The following is a 20,358-nucleotide window of genomic DNA, read 5'->3' on the forward strand; positions in this document are numbered from 1 at the left end:
ACTATAAGTATTGTTTAATTCTGGCAGGGTGACCCGTTAAGGTGGGCGGTCACCATTTGCGCAACACTGTGCTTCAACCAATGAGGTCCTTCATCTGACATATCGTTATGCTTTGCTTTTGCTATGGTCACTACGCAGCTATGATACTTTTTAAGCTCTTCGTTATTTGGCAATACGCCCGGATCTGCTGGGAAATCACTTGCTCGGATGGAAAGCACCTTGATTTTTGGATCCCTTGGTAGCGGTACGCGGCGGTGATCCAATGTAATAATATGATCAGCAAATGTAGCACCATGATTGATAAGCCATGCGGATATATCTCCACCATTGGAATGTCCAATAAGCAATACTTTATCGAAGTTATACGCTGGAAGCTGAATTTTAAAATGGGCGCGAATAAAAGATAAGGTGTCTGCACCTCTTTGCCAATTTTCAGCGCGTGTTTCGTATAAGTTACCTTCTACAGACAGCGGTGGATCGCTTGGTAATTCGTGTCCAACCGCGACGACTAAATAACCGGCTCGATTGAGCGTTTTCGTCAAAAATTGGTAGTCTTTATGCGACACTCCATACCCTGCACTTAACATTGCAACGGCGCAGCGAGCAGTGGGTGAGCAGTCAACCGCGTTATCAGGAAAGTAGGTTTCAATGGGGATCTCTCTATCACGAGAGGGATCTGTTACTGTTTGTGCAAGTGCACAAAAAGGTAGAAAAAGTAAGCAGATTACTAACGCTCTTAACATGTATGCAGTCCTAAAAATGGCGGCGTCTAATTGCTACGCCGCCTTTGGTTGGTGATTAATATCAATTAGACTTAATACTTGCTCAATTTGAAAGAGTAAACCTGACGCTAACCGCGTTAAAAATTTCTTATTTAGAACAACTAAATAGCGAAATTTTTGCCTTGCCTACAGGATATAGGTACCTTGGCGTGAGCAGGACGCGGAAGCGGTGTTACCGACAAGATTTTCTCGCCTCAAAATAGACCACTTAATTAAGATAATTGGTATAAATATAATTTTGTTTTAGGATAATTATTGGTTGCCCTTAGCTATTATCCTTTGTCGAAGTTTTAAATCGACTTTGTGTCAACACTGTTGGGTATAACTACCACAAGCTCAACTTAATTGGTTTAAAAATGCCGTTATTGAACTTAATTCTCTTTGCTTTTTATTGACGCATGTTTTTGTAGCTAACTCAAGCTGTTGCAAACTCTTTTCTAGCCCATCAATATCGGAACGCATCGGTTCGAAAAACTGCTTAGCTTGATTGAGGTGTGATGTATCACAACGCGAAAATAAATAGAAAGGTAACCTTGGAACCGCAAATGGCGGGAGTTTTGTTTTAAGGCTTGTAAAGTTGTTATAAAACCATTTTTGATAACGCGCTTTTCGCGCTTTACCTTGTTTGTTACCCGCTAAGATATACCCTAAATCAGAGGCCGTGACCTGCTTAGTGAGCGCATACTTAAGCATTTCTTGTTGCAAAGCTGGCTCACCAAAATAACCCATCGCTGACAGCAAGTGCGTACGTTTGCTTGGATTATTCGTTGACTCAAACTGCTGCTGATATGCCTTTAATAGCTCAGCACTGCCATAATAAGCTGCTATTTTTAAAAAGCTTTCTACTAGGTATGGGTCAACCTTATCTGCGTCGCTGAGATAAAGTAGTGCTTGCTTTTTGGCGTGGGTAATAATCTCGCTATGCTTAGTCTCAAAAGCCAGTATTTCTATTAGCTGAGCGCGGATCTCAGAGCTAGCTGGCTGCTCCTCTTTAGTCGCTGTTAGCCCATAATGCTTAAATGCAGGCTCAATATAGGTGGCAAAAAATGCCGCCCAGCGCTTTTGGTCAATATTCTCTTTATACAAATGATATTGACTGAGTAAACTCGTCAATGCGGTTTTAGCGACCTCAGGGTGGTCATCATTAGTATAGTGGCCTAATGTTGTCATGAGGGTGGCAGTATCAATCTTTCCGGCATCTAATAGCGCCTCGACATTATCAAGCACATCCAGTTTTTCACGTGTATTGAGCTTGCTGGTGGCGTGCTGCGTTAAGCCAATGAGGTTTTCTGATGAAAGCTGCCAGCGGTAGTAACCTGTGACATTGGCATTAGGTAATATCCACTCAGGTTCAAATGCCAGCGTGACTTGCTTAGATTGTGCGTCGAGTAGCAGCGATGTGGTGGCCGATTGTTCCCCTTTCCCATAACGTAGAATGATTGGAATGTGCCAAGTTTGAGATGGTACTGTTTGCCCGTGAATAGCAAAACGTTGTTGTGATATTGTCAGTGTTGCGCCATTTTTTTCCACGGTTAGAAGTGGAAAAGAAGCTTGAGAAACAAAAGAGTTTAACACAGCGGCAACCTCTTTATTCGAGACTTTACTCAATGCGCTCCAGAGATCTTTTGCCTCGGCATTTTTATGTGCATACTGGCGGACATAGTTTCGCATGCCTTGCTTAAAAACGTCCTCTCCTAACCATTGTTCGACCATATACAAAATGGCACTGCCTTTACTGTAAGCTAGCCACAAGCCATCCATAATGTCTGCTTCGGTATTGATTGGTTTTTGAATAGGAGAGGTCGTGGCTTGAGCATCAAAGTCCATCGCGTAGTGTTGCAGCAATGCCAAGTTAGATTCCAGTTCAGGATGGAGTTGGTGGGTGATTTTGGATGCAATCCATGTCGCAAATGCTTCGTTGAGCCATAAATCGTTCCACCACTTCATTGTTACTAAATTTCCATACCATTGATGCGCTAACTCGTGAGTAATAATATTGAGGTGATCAATACGAACACGTTGAGTTGAACGAGCTGGGTCGATAAGTAAAATATCTTCTCGGTATGTTACTAGGCCTGCGTTTTCCATTGCTCCAAAAGGAAACTCAGGTACGGCGACTTGATCCAATTTTTTATAGACATAGGGAATGTCAAAATACTTTTCCAGTGCTGTTAATATTTTTGGCGTATTTTCAATGCTATATGCGGCAAGACTTGACTTGTTTTGCGGTGTAATTAGGTTTCCAGGAACAGACATTCCCGGTACTTTTAGCACTTCAAATGGTCCAACCGCGATCGCTAGTGAATAGGATGGTAGTGGAAGTGTTTTATCAAAGTAATGAGTAACCAGCCCTTTTGATTTTGTTGTTTTTAGCAATGGTGTATTGGTAAAGACTTTTTGATCTTCAGGCGCTGTGATGGTTATTTTAAAGGGGATCTTATATTCAGGTTCATCAAATACAGGAAATGCACGGCGTGCGTCGCTCATTTGAAATTGGCTGAATAGATAGGGAACTCCATTATCAATCGTTTTATATAAACCAACACTTTTCCGATTATAAGGTGCAGTATAATCCATCGTCAGGGTGTAACGACCTTTGGGGAAGCTATGCTCACAGCTGAGCTTAACTTTACCAGTTTTAAGCATTTGACTTTCAAGATTGCAAAATTGTTTACCGTTTAATTTTGCGGTTTCAATGTTGTAATCAAGGCCGTTAACTTCAATGAATGACGTCTCGTTTAAAACCTCAAGTGTAATGACTGTACTGCCCGAAAATACATCTTTTCTGGGATCTAAATTAAAAGCCACAGTTTGCGATAGTGGCTTTGCTACTGGTGCCAAGCGATGGAGTGCTGCGTTATCCTGTGCGAGAGATACGGTACTTATCATTAACAAGACAGCACCGACTGAATGATGTGTATTTAGCATAAAATTCCTTGCCTATTGTGATAGTGTTATTTTTGCTTGGTTAATTATCAATTTGACCAGAAAACCCCTAAATAAAACAGGTGAGTCGCAATGCTGCTTCTGTGTCAGCATGGCTTTCTTACATCATGGCGATAAGTTAAATTAACCTGAGCTTCGGATAATTAATGCCTTCCTAGCAGCCAGTTTTAGCGCTAACTGCGTTAAATTCACCTCCAATAGTCAGCTATTGGTACGTAAGTTCGCCTTGCCTACAGGATGTAGTTACCTTAGCGAGAGCAAGACGCGGTAGCGGTGTTTCCCCCAAAACTGTATAACTAGAGAAGGGATAATTTAATGTGGTTTTGAAAACAATGAGTTAGCCCACTCCTTATCCAAACCTCAGGTTAAATTGAGCAAAAAATATTATTATTATAAGGGCTTGTTGATCTTTACCGTTTTACTTTTTTCTCCTGAGTGAGTTTTAGTCGCAGCGCTTGGTTTGCCGTTTAGTGATCTAGGCAACTGTTGAGCAACAATGAACTAAGTGCACTCAAGTGAACCCAAACTGCTGCAAAAACAAACTTGAAAGATAAACAGAGCCCAATTTTTCAGCACGTTGAATGGCTTATCGATACCAAACAATCGCGGTGAGCAGGGGTTACCTGCGTCCCCTTTACCATAACAATTTCTCTGTCTATAGGTAGGCAATTTATCGTTAGATTTTATGTAACAAAAAGTGTTCTTCAACAGCTTTTGTGTTTCACCTTGAAAGTTAACTACTGGGCAGTTTAAATAGCAAAAATACAAATGTATTGCGCGTTTTAGTATCTAATGTGCTCAAGGTATACCACGGCTAAATAAGCAAATTTACGTGCAAAATGTAGGTGGCTCGAAAAGTAATAATTATCGAGCGCTTGGCTATTTATGCTTTATCACGTGTTCAAGTTTTAAGTATGAGCCAATGAAATTTAACCAGTTCACGAGCGTCCATTTAGGCTTGGGTTTGCTGTAGTGCATCGTCTTTCCTTTACTAATTTTACGAAATCAATAACTGTATATTGGTTCAAAATATGGCAGGATACCAACGATGTTTAATTACAATTAATATAAGTTGAACTTATGGATAAGAGGCTCAGATACCTAAATGCGTTACGTTGCTTTGAAAGTGCAGCTAGGTTGCAAAGTTATACACAAGCCGCATCAGAATTGAATATTACACAAGCTGCGGTGAGCCAACAAATGCGCCAACTAGAAACAGCCCTGGAAGTTAAATTATTTGTTAGAAAAGGTCGTAACATGCACCTAACTGAAGCCGCTGAGGTACTGTTGACGTCAACTCAAGGTGCATTTAACCGTCTAATTGATGGCTTAAATCAGATCCAAATGCAAGAAATGGCAGGGAGTTTAACTATTACTTCAACACAGTCATTTTGTTCATTATGGTTAATGCCCAATTTATGCTCCTTCTATGACGCTTATGATGATATTCAAATTCGTGTACTTGGCTCTAACCGCTTAGAAGACATCAGGCTTAATCATATTGATGTAGCGATCCGGTTCTCAACTAAGGCCGATTTAGCTTGCCCTATAGGACTTGAACAGATTTACTTGGGGGGAGATAAAAGTTACCCAGTTTGCTCAGCAAATTATAAAGCAAAACTCGATCTTAAAACGCCCGCGGATTTAGCAAGATGCGATTTAATCCATCACGATGACAATAAAGTGAGCTGGAAGGAGTGGTTTGAGGCGCAAGGTTTATGTGCCACGAGTGCTTGTGCAAAAGGGCCGCATACACGTGTTTCATCCAATGATTTAGCGCTGAGTGCAGCATTAAAAGGGCAAGGCGTTGCATTGGTTTCTAAGGAATTATTTTTAGACTTTCAACAAGCAGGGCTTATTGTACAGCTTTTTGATATTCCGCACCCTGTAGTTTGGCAGCGTTATGTACTTTATGACCCTCATTCACCTAAACGCAAACGTATTCAAGTATTTATAGACTGGCTAATCGACAGCCTTCCTTAAATAGCGCTAATCGGTATGCGCACTAACAAAGTCATATTATGTCTTTCTTATGGCTAGTTTTCACGTTTTTCGCATAAATTCGCTTTGCTTACTTTGGGAGGCACCTAGCTACCGCTAAGGTACCTACATCGATGTAGGCAAGGCAAAAATTTTGCTATTTAGTTGTTCTAAATAAGAAATTTTTAACGCTATTAGCGTCAGATTTACGCCTTCAAATTGAGCAAGCATAAAGTCTAATTGGTATAAGTATTGCCATTACCTGGTTGTGTTAATTTTTGGTTTTTATTTTGTGTCTTTTTTGTGTTGTTTGTATATTGCGTGCAATCGCTATAAAAAGGAGGTACACTGCCAATAAGTTGCTTAACGGACAAATTAAAAGGACATTAATTTGAAATTTATTATTTCGCTATTTCCAGCACTGATCTTAACCAAAGTGGTCTTTTATGTATGGGATTTCGATTATCTCATGATAGGTGAACCCTTGGATGTTGGTAAGTTGCTAATAGATATTAGTGTGTTCGGTTTTTTCTATTTTATTGCGCTTTTAGCATACGATCACTTCTTTGGTGAGAAGCTACAATTGGAGCGCTCATCGGCAAAACAAGTTGTTAATAAAAAGAGAGGCAGTTCAACCTAATATTTACACTTCTCCTGTTTTGGTTTAACGATTTTTGAATGTACATGTCAATTACTTCTACATGGTCAACTCACTTATAATTGTTGGGTATAATTTACATCCCTCTGCATTTTTTATCTTCTATACTGTAAATAATTCTCTAACTAACTATGGCCAGAGCTAGTTGTTAGTCCAGCAACGCATAATATTACGAGACAACCGATTAGATGCGAACGCCTGATTAGCGCTGGTGTTACCCCCGTTCTCTCTGGCTAGATAAGGAAGTAAGTTTATTGCTGGCATCATTGTTGCTGCTACATCGTATTCATCACGTCTAGGAGAAAAATATGGATTTATTGAGAGTTATTATCGCAATTTTACTGCCACCTCTGGGGGTTTTCTTACAAGTAGGCCTTGGTGGTGCTTTTTGGTTGAACATCCTGCTTACGTTACTTGGATACATTCCGGGGATTGTGCATGCTGTATGGGTCATTGCTAGAAGGTAACAAGCGTCACGGTCATCTTTGCAGGTCTGCCGCTTAACCTGCAAAGATCTCAATGATGATGGGGACAACTGAAAGTACCAAGAGCATTGCCATTATAAAATTAAACCACCGACGTGCTTTAGCACTCTTTAAAACATGTTGGAGTGTTGAACCGAACACCAGCCAAACTCCCACGCAGGGAAACGACACCAAAAGAAAGACGACACTAATCATGACATGCTGATATGTAAACTCTGTACCCGTCGTTGTATAAGTTGAAACCGCCCCAACTGCAACTATCCACGCTTTAGCGTTCACCCACTGAAATAATGCACCTTTTAGAAATGAAAATGGCATTGTGTGGGTTTCGGCGAGTTTGATACTTGATGACTTGGCAATTTGATATGCGAGGAAAAGCAGATAAACAACGCCTATACACTTGAGTAAATAATGCAGTATGGGATAGCGGGCAAACAGTGTTGCAAACCCAAGACCGACTAGCAGTAGCATGATGGCAAAGCCTGCACATATACCACTAAGTAATGGGATACTGTTTTTGAACCCAAAGTTCATGCCTGACGACATCACCATGATGTTGTTGGGTCCGGGGGTTACTGAAGAAGCAATAGCAAATAAGGTGACTGCAATCAGATAATCCAAGTTTCTTTCCTTAATACTTGTCACTTTACTTTTTTATATCACAACGCAGTAGAAAGCAAATTAAACCTCGAGTTGTTTTTTATTTTGTTATAATGTAGCATTTATTAAAGTTATAACATCACATATGTATGAGTAGGACTCTTTCATGGTACTAAAAGGTAAACTTTTGGCTGTTGCCATTTCTGCACTTGTTCTTTCTGCTTGCGGCGGTACTGAACACACAATTGTAAAAGCTGAGTCATCAACTCATGATGATAGCAGCCACAATGATGATCACGATGCCGATCACCACACTAGTAATACAGATACACTGGGTCGTATCCTAGTTACTAGCGCTGAGAGTAACGTTGTCAATTTGTATTCAGCAGCAGATAAGTCATTAATTGATGCAATCGGTGCGACTAGCTACCCACAGTATATTTACCCGTCAGAAAATCATCGCTTTGCAATTTTAGTACAGCGCGATGAGGGTAGAGTTGAATTTGTTGATGGTGGCTTATATCGAGAAGCACACGGTGATCATTATCATGCCTATCAACATGTGCCTGCTTTGGTTGATTTTCAGTTAAGTTCGGTAAAGCCTACTCATGTAACCGTTGGCGAGTCAGGTATTGCGGTATTCTCCGATGGTGACGAAGAAACGGCGCAAAATGCAGGCGTTACTATGTTTAGTGAGCATCACATTAGTGGCGAGCAAAGTGAGGCCGCAACACTGCAATATAACACCTATATGCACGGCGCTGCGCAAGCTAGAGGCGAGTATTTGGTCAGCACTATAAGAGCACCAGAGAGTGAAACGTCACTGCCTTCGCAAATCGGTTTGTATCATGCCCATGGCGACCACTTCCATCAAGCGCAAGTATTTGACTTGAACTGCCCTGCTTTACATGGCAGTGCACAAAACGAAGATGTTGTTGCGTTTGCGTGTGCTGACGGTGTTGCACTTATCAGTCAGCAAGGCTCAAGCTTTAACGCTACTAAAGTAACAAACCCCGACTTTTTTGCACAGGGGCAGCGGATCTTCGCCATAAAAGGGCATCATGAAGTAAACCAGTTTATCGCTGCTGCCGGTAATGATCTTGTTCTGCTAGCGCCAGCAACTGGTCATATTGAGAAGTTGGAGTGGCAAGCGAGTGAACAATATCGTATTGCTAGCTATGGCTTTAGTTTTGGTGGAGAGCACTTGGTAGCAATGGACACCGCGGGTAAATTGAGCGTTTTCACAGCCCATGAGCATGACAATGAACAGCACTGGGAAATAAGCGGTGTGACTCAAGTGAGTGATGCTGATCTTACCGCCATGCCGACAGGCCACAAATTTCAAATGACATTTTCTCAAGCAGAGCAAGCGGTCTACGTGAGTGACCCAATTGCTCAGCAAATTAAAAAATATGACTTAGCATCAGCAACATTGCAAGACACTATTGAGCTTGACTATGTACCTGAAAAGCTTGTTTGGTTAGGTATTGCTGAAGAAGCGTCTCACGACCACGAATAACTCCCTCGACGAGTTCTATTAACCCATGTATGTGGGTTGATATAACACACTGTAGATAGTGGTTTTGCCACCTTAGTAACGCTAAGGTGGCATTTTTTTGGCGTTAAAGAATAGAGGATGAATTCGGTAATAATGTGCCTAGTTAACACTTGCTAATTTGAAGGAGTAAACCTGGCGCAAGCTGAACTACTGGCGCTTGCTAGAGTACCAAGCCCTAATAACAATACATATTAGCGCTTTGCGTTATAAGTATAGATGTTGCGTTCAGCGACAGAGCCATTCATTGTTGTGGTGTAATTTGCGACCAATTCAAAACCGTGGGTGCTAAACAGATGATTTACAGCTAATGCGTCCACGCGACAGCGTGTATGGATCTCTTGCTGAGCTTCACTTAATGCAGCGTGTAATAGCTGCTTACCAATGCCTTTACCACGAGTTTCGGTGTCTACCATAAAATTAGAAATATATAAGCCAGTTTGTAATTTGAAACGTGCTCTATCTTTAAAGTGTGCTATTGGTACAATAGACAAACTACCGATCAATTTTTGTGTTGAGGTATCAAAAATCACATGTACATCGCCTTCTGTGATTTCTTTTATCATCAGTAAACGGATCTCAGCACTATCAATTTCCTCATTACGAGGAGGGGCTGAAAAGGTTGCAATGTACAACTCAGTCAGTTGTTCAACTATCTCATCGGTTGGTGTAGAAACACGTTCTATCATGCCCTAATGGCTCCTGTTTTAAGTTTTGTTAGTATAGCTGGTGAGTAAGTGCTCAATATTGCGTTTAAATAGCTCACTTGCGTGTTCGGTTAATATAGTGTTTTTTGCGATGGCATGTCCTAAATACAAGTTGTACAACTCGTAAGCTGCACACTGAGGATCCAACTGAGGGTTAAAAATACCAGCACGAATACCGAGCTCTACTTTGTGTTTTATGTAACCAAAAAGCCGATTATGCTGCTCGGTAACTTTTTTGTGAATTGGGCTATTGGTATGGCAGTTAAACTCAACCAAGGCTTTTATAAAAGGACAGGTTAAATGTGGCTCGTTAAATAACTCACGTGTCCAATCAGCCCAAATAGAGAACAGTTTTGTTAACTGAGTCAGTGGATCGTCATCTCTTGCTGGCGCTACAACGTGAAGCATAAACTGCGATTCGCAGTAATCTAAAATCGCCAGCTGCATATCTTCTTTACTGTCAAAGTGAGAGATAAGTCCACTGCGAGATAAGCCACAAAGTTTTGCCATAGCGCCGATAGTTACTTCAATCAAGCCATATTGGCTACTAAAGCGCATCCCTTGTTCTAATATGCTTAGCCGTGTTTTCTCGCCTTTATTCATCAGTTATGCGGTTATTCTTTGAGTAATACTTTTGATAATGCCAGTATCGCCTAAAATGCGGCGATGTCCAAGGCCTGAAGTTTGAATTAAACGCTCAGGCGCTGTCGCTATGAGTGCATGCACATGCTCAAATGGCGCAAATTTATCCTGAGTATCGTGAATAAAAGTAGGTTGAAACTGAGACACACTATCATGAAACTTATCTCGAATATGATGCCAGTGAGTACCATATTTAGCCGTAATAGCGTCTAACACTTGGGTTAGCATTTTTTCAGAAATTCCCGCACGGGTTACACGCTCGAACATTAACTCAAAAAACTGTACTGGTGTTGCAATATTGATGATAACACGGTTATGCAAATGGTAATCGGGTAAGTTCATTAATGCTACCGCGCCCATGGAGTGCCCAACTAATGCAACAATTTCATGGCGTTGCGCTTCAAGCTGCTCTATCAAGGTGTCAAGGGCTTCAATAAACGCCAGCAAATGTGCACGTTTACCACAAGATTGACCATGACCTGCATGATCTATGGCAACCACGCAATAGCCTGCTGCGACTAGCTCAGGTATTAAGGTATCGAAACAACTGCTATTATCGGCCCAGCCATGGCTGAGAATAACCGTTTTTGAACCAAGCCCAAAGATGTTCACATGCACACGCCCAAGAGAAGTCAAAATATTCATCTCGCCACTAGGCTTTTTATTTTTAAACTGATAGTCACGTTTACCATGTGGACTCATTAATAGTACTTGCCCAAGCCTTGCCGTTACTGGTGGCGCAAGCGTACACATCAATCCTGTTATCCCTCTGCTTGCACGAGTTAATACAGACCCATCTTTATCGTTAAAGTAGCTGAATTTCATCCTTATCTCCAAAAAAGAACACTTGTACTTTTTTAAAATAGAACACTTGTACTTTTTTGTAAACCGCAATTTTTCGCCACTCGTTTTCTTGCTTAGGATGAATTTACTTGTTTCCAAGAAAGTAAATAGATATGTTTATTATGTTAATGGATGGTGTGAAAAGACAGGGATGGGAATGAGTAACTTTCAGCAGGCAAAGTCATTAGCGCATATTGCGCATCCAGATATTCAGCATGGTAATCATCAAAGTGTATTTGCACACTTGCAGGGGGTAAGCCAGATTAGCGCGGTGCTAGCAACTAAAATAGGCTTTACTGAGCAAGGACAGTTAATCGGTTTACTGCATGATTTTGGTAAATACAGCAGCGCATTCCAGCATTACATGCGCCTTATTATTCAAGAGCAAACAGACTATAACCCTGATAATGATGAAGGAAGTACTGAAAGTTCCGCGAGTAAAAGTCTAAAAGGTAAAATTGACCACTCCAGTGCGGGGGCGCAGTGGGTCTATCAGGCATTACTGGCGCATTTGGACAAGTTACAGCAACAAGACAAAACGCTAGTGCCTTTCGGCCTTACAATTGTACAAGCGTTAAGTATCTGTATCGCATCTCACCACAGTGGATTAATTGATTGCTTGTCAAAAAATGAGCATGTGTTTGCTAATCGGATCAAAAAACACGACGACTTAACGCACTTGAGTGAATGCGTAGAAAAAGCTGATCCTGAAGTACTTACGCAAGCACAATCTCTTGCCAGCTATAACGGTCTTTTTAAGTGCAGTCAAAATCTTAAAAGTATGTTTCAAAAGTACGAGCTTTCTGTAATTGAGCAGGATTATTATTTTGGCATGTTTACCAAATTGCTATTTAGCTGCTTAATTGATGCCGATCGGATCGACAGTGCGGACTTTGAGCAACCAGATAATCGAGCTGAACGCTTTAAGCCAGCTGATTGGGGGCTGGCATGCGATAAAATAGAAAGCTTCATTGCTAAGTATGTACCTGTTAACCCGATAGACCACATTCGCTCAGAAATATCAGAAAACTGCGTTAATCGCGCTCAAGAAGAGATTGGTATTTATAGCTTAACGGTACCTACCGGTGGTGGAAAAACTTATGCGAGCCTGAGATTCGCACTGCACCATGCCAACAGGCACAACCTTGATCGGATTATCTATATTATTCCATTTACTTCAATTATCGAGCAAAACGCCGCGGCTATTCGTGATGTACTCAAGGGGCTAAATACAGACGATTGGGTGTTAGAGCACCATTGTAATTTGGAACCAGAGCAACAAACGTGGCGCTCAAAGCTGGCCTGTGAAAATTGGGATAAGCCCATCATACTGACCACCATGGTGCAATTTCTTGAAACAGTATTTGCAAGTGGTACACGTGGCTCAAGGCGATTACACCAGCTTAGTAATGCGGTGCTGGTGTTTGATGAAATTCAGACACTTCCCATTCGTTGTGTGCACTTATTCAATAATACCCTTAATTATTTGACGCGTTTTTGCCGCACCACAGCACTGATGTGTACAGCAACTCAACCTTTACTTAATCAATTACCACAACAGATAAAGCATTTAGGTGAGCTGCAATTACCACGAGAAAATGAATTAACTCCAAATATTGCCGAGCTTTATCAGCAATTGGAGAGAGTAAGTATACAAGACATCACTAAAAAAACAGGGTGGAATGCAGCTGAAATCACCGAACTTATTCAAAAACAGCTAGCGGCAGAGCAAAGCTGTTTGGTGATTGTGAACACCAAAGCGTGGGCTAAAACTCTATTTCAAGCGTTGCAACACCAAGTTAGTGATGAAATGGCAATATTCCATCTAAGTACGGGAATGTGCCCAGCGCATCGTAAAGCGATTTTAGATGAGATCAGAATGCGGTTATCAGAGGGGGTGATGACACTTTGTATCAGTACACAACTTATTGAAGCGGGTGTTGATGTCGATTTTGGCTGTGTGATCCGCTTTGTGGCTGGCCTTGATTCTATTGCTCAGGCGGCGGGGCGTTGTAACCGTAATGGTAAGCAGCAAAAAGGTAACGTGTTTGTGCTTAATCCAAATGACGAGAATATTGGCATGTTACACGATATTAGGACTGGAATTGCAGCCACAAACCGCATATTTACGGAGTTTGATGAAGCTGATTTACTAAAACCAGAGGCGATGGAGCGGTACTTCCAATACTACTTTTTCGAGCGTCTTAAGGAGATGACATATCCACTCAAGGGCGGCCAAAGCTTACTGAATTTGTTAAGTAGCAATCTAAATAATATCAACCCAACACAGTTTACTTTAAAGCAGTCATTTATGACTGCCGCCAAACAATTCAAAGCGATAGATGCGCCGATCCACTCAGTGATCGTGCCATTTAATGATGAAGCGCAATCCATCATCACACAGCTATGTGCTATCAATAAGGCTTTTGATGCTGTGACCTTTCACAATTTATTAAAAGCCGCGCAAAAGTACAGTGTGAACATTTTTCCTAACGTATGGCAAAAGCTCAATGAGCAACAGGCTGTATACCCAATCGCGCAAGACGAAGCTGTGTTTTATTTAAGTGAAGCATTTTACAGTCAAGATTTTGGCTTGAGCCTAGAGGTAGCAAATGCTCAGCAAGATTTAATTTTTTAAAAAATAATTGTGTTTTTAACAAGGAGAGCTAAGTGAAAAACAGTATTAGCTTTAGATTATGGGGAAGGTACGCATTGTTTACCGATCCTATAACAAAAGTAGGAGGTGAAAAATGCACATACCACCTTCCAACTTACGAGGCAATAAAAGGGGTACTAAAGTCAATTTACTGGAAGCCGACGCTTGTTTGGCATGTTGACCGAGTTAGGGTGATAAAACCACTACGCACTCAAACCAAGGGTACCAAACCATTAAACTGGAGCGGGGGAAATACCTTGGCTTATTACACCTTTTTGCATGAGGTTGAATACCAAGTAGAAGCCCATTTTGAGTGGAATGAGCACCGACCTGAACTAGCACGAGATAGGGTTGATGGAAAGCACTTTGCCATAGCAAATCGCATGCTTGAAAAAGGTGGCCGACAAGACATTTTTTTAGGCACTCGTGACTGCCAAGGATATGTTGAGCCTTGCGTGTTTGGCGAAGGAGAAGGCGCTTACGACAACATTGACGAGCTAGGTTTTGGCCTAATGTTCCACAGTTTTGGGTATCCTGATGAAACCGGCAACAACGAATTGACCAGCCGATTTTGGCATGGCGTAATGAAAAACGGAGTGATTGATTATCCTCATGTAAGCGCATGTCCGGTTACGCGCCATGTGAGAAAAATGAATGCCAAAAGTTTTGAGCTTGAACATAATATTCAGAGCGCTGAACAAACGGAGCGCTGCCTATGACTTGGTTAACAACACTCTATAAAACTTATGATGAGCTTGAAAAACGCAACGATACATTGCCGTTTGAACAGCAAGTCATGCCGATTTGTCATACTCTTCAAAATGCACACATTCATATTGTCATCAACAATCGAGGTGAGTTTCTTCGTGCTGAGGTGCTTGAAAAAGCGCAAATTGTATTACCTGCAACCGAGCAGTCTGCGGGGCGTAGTAGCGGTTTATGTGCACACCCATTGGCGGATAAAATTCAATACGTTGCGAAAGACTACGCTGATTTTGGTGGGGTTAAAAAGCCAGGGTTTGAACTATATCAAGCGCAATTAAAAGCGTGGTGTGATTCAGGGTATAGCCACCCCGCTGTAACTGCTGTGCTCCAATACATTGCCAAAGGTACTGTGGTAGCAGACCTCATTGCTGAAAAAGTGCTGCATCAGCAAGATAGAAAGTTACTGACAAAGTGGCAAGATGCTGGAGAAGCTCCCACATTACTCAAAACACTACCAAAAGAAAAAGGACTATTTGATCAAGGCTCAGCACTTGTATGCTGGAGCGTAGAAACTCCCGGCGAACCGCAAGCGAAAACTTGGCGTGACCCCAGTATTCAGCAAAGTTGGATTGCTTTTGACAGCCAAAATGGTGATAACTCAGCGTTGTGCTATGCCACCGGAGAAAATAAACTTGTTGCTAGCAATCATCCTGCAAAAATACGCCACAGTGGTGATAAAGCCAAATTAATCTCCGCAAACGACAAAAGCGGTTATACCTTTAGAGGTCGTTTCTTGTCTAATGAAGAAGCGTGCAACATTAGCTTTGAAGTGACACAAAAAGCCCATAATGCACTGCGTTGTTTGTTAACGAAGCAAAGTGTATTTAGAAATGGTGATCAAGTTTATCTGGCATGGGCGGTGTCAGGCAAAACGGTGCCAAAAGCTACCGAACCAGACTTTATTGACTTCGCAAACTTATTAGAAACAAGCAACATTGTTGATCATACACAGGATTTAGGGCGGGAATATGCCAGTCAGTTAACGCGTTATTTTAACGGCATAAAAGTAAAAAACCAATTAGACGATAATGAGCAAATTGCTCTGCTGGGGTTAGACTCTGCCACACCGGGGCGTATGGGTATTTTGTATTATCGTGAAACCATAGCAAAAGAGTTTTTAGCTCGGTTAGAGCAATGGCAGCGAGATCTGGGTTGGCAGCAAAGAGTCAAAATCAACGAGCATTGGCGATGGGTGTATAGCGCACCGAGTTTATTCAGGGTACTTGATGGTGTTTATGGAGACGTGCTTAAGTCAGCCGACACACTAAAGAAAAACCTGATCACACGCTTATACCCCTGCATTGTTGAGGGTAAATCTATTCCGCAAGACATCATGCAAAGCGCTTTTCACCGCGCCATTAACCGAGCTGCTTATAAATCGGATCAAACATGGCTTTGGTTACAAAACGTGGGGATAGCTTGCTCACTGATCAAAGGGTTTTATATCAGAACCACCAATTCAATTCTTCAAAAGGAATACCCAATGGCATTACAACAAGATAATACCAGCCGCGACTACTTGTTTGGTCGCTTACTGGCGGTGGCAAATAAGATTGAAAAAATTGCGCTTTCAAGTAGTGAGACAAACCGTTTAACAACAGCTGAGCGTTTTATGACGCAATTTGTCAACAAACCTTCTGATACTTGGCTGAATATCAGCAATGCGTTAGTGCCTTACCAACAAAGGCTATTTAATAATTACCAAGGATATGACAAAGCAACTAAAACAGTAATTAGTCAAATAACGGATATGTTTGACCCCGCTGACTTTACGTCAAACCAAAAGCTAAGCCCAGAGTTTTTACTTGGCTTTCACAATCAAATGATGTGGTTAGAGAGCCACAAGGTTGAGCAAGGTCTGTGGGTTAAAAAAGTAACTGATACGCAAACAACAGCGCCACTAGAAGAAACCGTTTAAGAAAAGGAATATCACAATGAGCTTACAAAATAAAATCGACTTTGCATTAATTTTTAACGTGTTAAACGCTAACCCAAATGGCGATCCACTCAACGGCAATCGTCCTCGAACAGATTATGATGGTTTTGGCGAAATTACCGATGTTTGCTTAAAGCGCAAAATACGAGACCGTTTGCAAGAAGTGGGAGAGAGTATTTTTGTACAATCTGATGAAAAGAAAACTGACGGTATGACTAGTTTACGCAACCGTGCTGAGTCTGATGAATTTGGGTTAGGTAAAGAGACGTTTAACAGCAAAAAAACAGCGCCTGATGAAGCCGCTAAAAAGTGCTGTGAAAAATGGTTAGATGTGCGTGCATTTGGCCAAGTGTTTGCGTTTAAGGGGACAGGCTCCGATGGCGTATCTATTCCGATCCGCGGCCCCGTCACTATTCAAAGTGCCTTTAGTATTGAACCTGTGAGCATTACGAGTACCCAAATTACCAAAAGTGTCAGCGGTGAAGGGGATGGCAGTAAAAAGTCCTCAGATACGATGGGGATGAAACATCGAGTTGACAAAGCCACGTATGTTGCATTTGGCGCGATGACTCCGCAACTGGCTGAAAAAACCGGCTTTAGTGATGCAGATGCAGAAAAGATAAAAGCAGTATTAGTGAAATTATTTGAAGGAGACGCATCATCAGCTCGGCCTGAGGGGTCAATGGGGATTTCACACCTTGTGTGGTGGCAGCACGGCTCAAAGTCGGGGCAATATTCTTCAGCCAAAGTACACCAAAGCCTAAGAGATCATATCGAGAAAGGTTTACCACTTGAAACCGCAGCATTAAATGATTCATTGATCAGTGCATTGCAAGGGCTGGAGCCTGAAGTCATAGAAGGCTTCTAGTGACTGACGCACGCTTTATCAACATTTCCGCTTTACAACACTTTGCTTTTTGTCAGCGCCAATGTGCGTTGATCCACCTTGAGGAAGTGTGGCAAGAAAATTATTTAACCGCGCATGGTAGGCAGCTACATGAGCGTGTAGATAATGGCGAGCCTGAAACGCGAAAAGGCGTGCGGTTTGAACGTGGCGTAGTGGTGACTGCGCCACAACTTAGCTTAACGGGCAAACTTGATTTGCTTGAACACCATAAGACAAGTAACCAGTTTATTCCTGTTGAATACAAACGCGGTAAGCCAAAAACTAACGACATAGATAAAGTGCAACTCTGTGCGCAGGCAATGTGCATTGAAGAAATGCTCGCCGTTGAAGTAAAGCAAGGTGCGCTGTGGTATTGGCAAACACGAAAACGCATTGAAATTGAATTCGACACAAGCTTGCGAAGGCAAACTAAAGATTTAATAGCACAAGTACAACAATTATTTATAAACGGCAGAACACCCGCACCGACAACAGGCAAACATTGTAAAGCTTGCTCGCTCATTGATATTTGCCAACCAAACTTAACTGAACATGATGCTTCAAACCGTTATATCGAGTCGTTATTTAACATGGAGGCTGAATGAAAAAGCTACAAAATTCGCTCTATATCACCAAAGACGGCGTGTATTTACACAAACAACGAGAAACCTTGTTGATTGAGCAAAAAATAGCAGGCGAAAAGCAAAAGTTGATGCAGCTGCCAATCCACTCCATAGGCAGTATATTTTGCTTTGGTAACATTATGGTTTCGCCGCAGTTATTGGGTTTTTGTGGCGAAAAAGGTACACACTTGGCTTTTTTTGATATGCACGGCCGCTTTTTAGCTAATGTGGTCGGTAAGCAAACGGGTAATGTATTGCTGCGCAGGCAGCAGTTTAATGTTGATGAATTAACCGCAAACGAACTGGCAAAACATATTGTTGCTGCAAAAATTCGTTCATCACGTATGTTGCTGTTGCGTTTTAGGCGTAATCACACAGCCACACCACATATCGAAAAAGCCATAGAACGCTTAAAACAAATTATTGAGCAACTAAAAGGTGCAACTGCCTACGAAACCATTTTAGGGCTAGAAGGTGAAGCCGCATCGCATTACTTCGCAGCCTTTGCAGATATGTTCAAAGGCAATGGTGAAAAGCAGCTATTTGATAAACGCACACGCAGGCCACCTAAAGATCCAGTCAATGCCGTTATTTCTTTACTCTATTCAGTCCTTGGACAAGAGATAAGCGGTGCATTGCAAGGCGTCGGGCTTGACCCTCAAGTAGGTTTTTTACATAAAGAAAGACCCGGAAGAAACAGTTTAGCCCTCGATATTTTAGAAGAGTTTAGAGCCTATATCGTCGATAGTATTGCGTTAAAGCTGTTTAACAACCAAACCCTCACTTTGAGAGATTTTGAAACTGATTGTTTAGGTGGCGTGACCATTAAAGATGATGCTCGAAAGCAAGTGTTCCAAGCATATCAAGCCAAGAAACAAGAAGAAGTACTCCACCCCTTTTTACAAGAGAAAGTGCAAATTGGTTTGTTGCCTCATGTACAGGCAATGTTATTAGCACGCCATTTACGTGGTGATTTAGCAAGTTATCCGCCATTTGTGATTAAAAAATAAGGATTATGAACCATGATGGTATTAGTCACTTACGATGTCTCGTTTACTAGTGAAGATGGGCAAAAACGCCTTAGGCAATTAGCAAAAGTATGTTTAGATTATGGCGTTCGGGTGCAATACTCTGTATTTGAGTGTGAAATAGATGCAACGCAATGGCTTATTTTTAAAAATAAGCTTTTATCTATCTATGACCCTGAAGTCGATAGCCTGCGTTTTTATAAACTCGGCAAAAATTGGCATAACAAAGTTGAGCATCATGGTGCTAAAGTTGCGTTAGATATTTTTCGTGACCCATTAATTTTGTAATCGCTAGGGCTTGGTTCTCATGAAATCCCTGTGGTTCTAGCGATTTTATAAGCTCTTTAAAAATATAAGAAAAATTTTATTCTTGGTGATTAGCACTAAGGATATTGATACATTTGCTCATGGCTAGCGGAAACCTCTACACCATGATAGTGTATTTGTGCCTTTGAGAGAAGGCAGTCGCGCCTCCCGCAGGCGCGTGGATTGAAACCCCTCTCGTCCAGAGAGGCCTGTGCTTACGCTACGTCGCGCCTCCCGCAGGCGCGTGGATTGAAACTTCTTTGTAATCAACAATAGTGGATATTGCTGATGTCGCGCCTCCCGCAGGCGCGTGGATTGAAACAAAATAATCAGGCTGAGCATCTGAGTAATAACTAAGTCGCGCCTCCCGCAGGCGCGTGGATTGAAACTAAAATAACACCTGAGCCAGATGCTTGGTATCAAGTCGCGCCTCCCGCAGGCGCGTGGATTGAAACGGCTTCTTCTAAGTGCTGGATCTGTTGTTTAAGCCGTCGCGCCTCCCGCAGGCGCGTGGATTGAAACGTCTACCCAAGCCAATATCAGATAAAATGCACGGTCGCGCCTCCCGCAGGCGCGTGGATTGAAACCAAATTGTCTTTGGGACTTCCTGACTGCGCTGAAGTCGCGCCTCCCGCAGGCGCGTGGATTGAAACTAGGAATGGCCGGGTTACACAGTTTTCACAGGCGTCGCGCCTCCCGCAGGCGCGTGGATTGAAACCCACCAAAAAACAAACTCCACCTATGTTTTCTGAAGTCGCGCCTCCCGCAGGCGCGTGGATTGAAACTGGTGATTCTGCGCGGAGATGAGGCCACTAAAGGTCGCGCCTCCCGCAGGCGCGTGGATTGAAACTCATTTGTCATCAATCCTATATTGCAATGGCTAGTCGCGCCTCCCGCAGGCGCGTGGATTGAAACTCATTTGTCATCAATCCTATATTGCAATGGCTAGTCGCGCCTCCC

At 42.1% G+C, this 20,358-nt stretch carries 17 protein-coding genes and 1 CRISPR repeat array; of the genes, 11 read left to right on the forward strand and 6 right to left on the reverse strand.

The window, feature by feature from the left end; all coding sequences use genetic code 11:
• Positions 1-14: 14 nt before the first annotated feature.
• Positions 15-743, reverse strand: a complete 729-nt coding sequence (locus tag HUZ36_RS10565) for an alpha/beta hydrolase (protein ID WP_176032807.1) — start codon at positions 741-743, stop codon at positions 15-17.
• Between the two features lie 375 nt (positions 744-1,118).
• Complete coding sequence (locus HUZ36_RS10570; protein ID WP_176032808.1) at positions 1,119-3,710, reverse strand: M1 family metallopeptidase; 2,592 nt, start codon at positions 3,708-3,710, stop codon at positions 1,119-1,121.
• Between the two features lie 1,098 nt (positions 3,711-4,808).
• On the opposite strand from HUZ36_RS10570, the gene HUZ36_RS10575 reads away from it, so the two are divergent.
• The 3 genes from HUZ36_RS10575 (at position 4,809) to HUZ36_RS10585 (ending at position 6,833) form a co-directional block, all read left to right on the forward strand.
• Complete coding sequence (locus tag HUZ36_RS10575) at positions 4,809-5,711, forward strand: LysR substrate-binding domain-containing protein (protein WP_176032809.1); 903 nt, start codon at positions 4,809-4,811, stop codon at positions 5,709-5,711.
• Positions 5,712-6,099: 388 nt separating this feature from the next.
• The gene (locus HUZ36_RS10580; RefSeq protein WP_125251814.1) at positions 6,100-6,348 is read left to right on the forward strand and encodes a hypothetical protein; all 249 of its coding nucleotides are present in this window, start codon (positions 6,100-6,102) and stop codon (positions 6,346-6,348) included.
• Positions 6,349-6,674: 326 nt separating this feature from the next.
• Positions 6,675-6,833 carry a YqaE/Pmp3 family membrane protein gene (locus HUZ36_RS10585; RefSeq protein ID WP_176032810.1) on the forward strand — a complete coding sequence of 53 codons (159 nt, stop codon included), beginning with the start codon at positions 6,675-6,677 and terminating at the stop codon, positions 6,831-6,833.
• Positions 6,834-6,866: 33 nt separating this feature from the next.
• Here the strand turns inward: HUZ36_RS10585 and HUZ36_RS10590 are convergent, their stop codons facing one another.
• Positions 6,867-7,472 carry a LysE family translocator gene (locus HUZ36_RS10590; protein ID WP_128731971.1) on the reverse strand — a complete coding sequence of 202 codons (606 nt, stop codon included), beginning with the start codon at positions 7,470-7,472 and terminating at the stop codon, positions 6,867-6,869.
• A 145-nt stretch (positions 7,473-7,617) separates the two neighbouring features.
• Between HUZ36_RS10590 and HUZ36_RS10595 the strand changes: the two genes are divergently transcribed.
• On the forward strand, positions 7,618-8,970 hold the full coding sequence (locus HUZ36_RS10595; protein WP_176032811.1) for a hypothetical protein: 1,353 nt from the start codon (positions 7,618-7,620) through the stop codon (positions 8,968-8,970).
• A gap of 230 nt (positions 8,971-9,200) precedes the next feature.
• On the opposite strand, the gene HUZ36_RS10600 is transcribed toward HUZ36_RS10595, so the two are convergent.
• From HUZ36_RS10600 to HUZ36_RS10610, 3 genes are read right to left on the reverse strand one after another with little or no spacing between them, the layout of a single operon-like run.
• Complete coding sequence (locus HUZ36_RS10600) at positions 9,201-9,695, reverse strand: GNAT family N-acetyltransferase (protein WP_147390917.1); 495 nt, start codon at positions 9,693-9,695, stop codon at positions 9,201-9,203.
• 18 nt (positions 9,696-9,713) lie between these two features.
• Positions 9,714-10,316: a TetR/AcrR family transcriptional regulator gene (locus tag HUZ36_RS10605; protein ID WP_176032812.1), complete on the reverse strand. Its 603-nt coding sequence runs from the start codon at positions 10,314-10,316 to the stop codon at positions 9,714-9,716.
• Between the two features lie 3 nt (positions 10,317-10,319).
• Positions 10,320-11,180, reverse strand: a complete 861-nt coding sequence (locus HUZ36_RS10610) for an alpha/beta hydrolase (RefSeq protein WP_176032813.1) — start codon at positions 11,178-11,180, stop codon at positions 10,320-10,322.
• A gap of 175 nt (positions 11,181-11,355) precedes the next feature.
• On the opposite strand from HUZ36_RS10610, the gene cas3 reads away from it, so the two are divergent.
• Genes cas3 through cas2 form a run of 7 tightly spaced genes read left to right on the forward strand, consistent with a single transcriptional unit; the run spans position 11,356 to position 19,380 of the window.
• Positions 11,356-13,836 carry a CRISPR-associated helicase Cas3' gene (gene cas3 / locus HUZ36_RS10615; protein ID WP_176032814.1) on the forward strand — a complete coding sequence of 827 codons (2,481 nt, stop codon included), beginning with the start codon at positions 11,356-11,358 and terminating at the stop codon, positions 13,834-13,836.
• Between the two features lie 32 nt (positions 13,837-13,868).
• Entirely contained in the window at positions 13,869-14,573 is a 705-nt protein-coding gene (gene cas5c / locus HUZ36_RS10620; RefSeq protein ID WP_147390921.1) for a type I-C CRISPR-associated protein Cas5c, read from the forward strand.
• Entirely contained in the window at positions 14,570-16,537 is a 1,968-nt protein-coding gene (gene cas8c, locus HUZ36_RS10625; protein ID WP_176032815.1) for a type I-C CRISPR-associated protein Cas8c/Csd1, read from the forward strand. Before cas5c ends, cas8c begins: the two co-directional genes overlap by 4 nt.
• Before the next feature lie 16 nt (positions 16,538-16,553).
• Positions 16,554-17,423, forward strand: coding sequence for a type I-C CRISPR-associated protein Cas7/Csd2 (gene cas7c / locus HUZ36_RS10630; RefSeq protein ID WP_147390923.1), 870 nt, complete (start codon positions 16,554-16,556; stop codon positions 17,421-17,423).
• Positions 17,423-18,046 carry a CRISPR-associated protein Cas4 gene (cas4, locus tag HUZ36_RS10635; protein ID WP_176032816.1) on the forward strand — a complete coding sequence of 208 codons (624 nt, stop codon included), beginning with the start codon at positions 17,423-17,425 and terminating at the stop codon, positions 18,044-18,046. Before cas7c ends, cas4 begins: the two co-directional genes overlap by 1 nt.
• Positions 18,043-19,074: a type I-C CRISPR-associated endonuclease Cas1c gene (gene cas1c / locus HUZ36_RS10640; RefSeq protein ID WP_176032817.1), complete on the forward strand. Its 1,032-nt coding sequence runs from the start codon at positions 18,043-18,045 to the stop codon at positions 19,072-19,074. The genes cas4 and cas1c overlap by 4 nt, the downstream gene beginning before the upstream one ends.
• Positions 19,075-19,086: 12 nt before the next feature.
• Positions 19,087-19,380 (forward strand): CRISPR-associated endonuclease Cas2, encoded by a 294-nt coding sequence (gene cas2 / locus HUZ36_RS10645; RefSeq protein ID WP_147390926.1) that lies wholly within the window; start codon positions 19,087-19,089, stop codon positions 19,378-19,380.
• A gap of 176 nt (positions 19,381-19,556) precedes the next feature.
• Positions 19,557-20,313: a CRISPR direct-repeat array (repeat unit 32 nt; unit sequence GTCGCGCCTCCCGCAGGCGCGTGGATTGAAAC).
• Positions 20,314-20,358: the final 45 nt, after the last annotated feature.

This window comes from Pseudoalteromonas sp. McH1-7, assembly GCF_013366255.1.
GTDB lineage: Bacteria > Pseudomonadota > Gammaproteobacteria > Enterobacterales > Alteromonadaceae > Pseudoalteromonas > Pseudoalteromonas peptidolytica.

What these genes read in the sequence shown, in the direction of transcription:
- HUZ36_RS10565 (WP_176032807.1), bottom strand. Translation starts at nt 743, where the DNA reads ATGTTAAGAGCGTTAGTAATCTGCTTACTTTTTCTACCTTTTTGTGCA.
- HUZ36_RS10570 (WP_176032808.1), bottom strand. Translation starts at nt 3,710, where the DNA reads ATGCTAAATACACATCATTCAGTCGGTGCTGTCTTGTTAATGATAAGT.
- HUZ36_RS10575 (WP_176032809.1), top strand. Translation starts at nt 4,809, where the DNA reads ATGGATAAGAGGCTCAGATACCTAAATGCGTTACGTTGCTTTGAAAGT.
- HUZ36_RS10585 (WP_176032810.1), top strand. Translation starts at nt 6,675, where the DNA reads ATGGATTTATTGAGAGTTATTATCGCAATTTTACTGCCACCTCTGGGG.
- HUZ36_RS10595 (WP_176032811.1), top strand. Translation starts at nt 7,618, where the DNA reads ATGGTACTAAAAGGTAAACTTTTGGCTGTTGCCATTTCTGCACTTGTT.
- HUZ36_RS10600 (WP_147390917.1), bottom strand. Translation starts at nt 9,695, where the DNA reads ATGATAGAACGTGTTTCTACACCAACCGATGAGATAGTTGAACAACTG.
- HUZ36_RS10605 (WP_176032812.1), bottom strand. Translation starts at nt 10,316, where the DNA reads ATGAATAAAGGCGAGAAAACACGGCTAAGCATATTAGAACAAGGGATG.
- HUZ36_RS10610 (WP_176032813.1), bottom strand. Translation starts at nt 11,180, where the DNA reads ATGAAATTCAGCTACTTTAACGATAAAGATGGGTCTGTATTAACTCGT.
- cas3 (WP_176032814.1), top strand. Translation starts at nt 11,356, where the DNA reads ATGAGTAACTTTCAGCAGGCAAAGTCATTAGCGCATATTGCGCATCCA.
- cas8c (WP_176032815.1), top strand. Translation starts at nt 14,570, where the DNA reads ATGACTTGGTTAACAACACTCTATAAAACTTATGATGAGCTTGAAAAA.
- cas7c (WP_147390923.1), top strand. Translation starts at nt 16,554, where the DNA reads ATGAGCTTACAAAATAAAATCGACTTTGCATTAATTTTTAACGTGTTA.
- cas1c (WP_176032817.1), top strand. Translation starts at nt 18,043, where the DNA reads ATGAAAAAGCTACAAAATTCGCTCTATATCACCAAAGACGGCGTGTAT.
- cas2 (WP_147390926.1), top strand. Translation starts at nt 19,087, where the DNA reads ATGATGGTATTAGTCACTTACGATGTCTCGTTTACTAGTGAAGATGGG.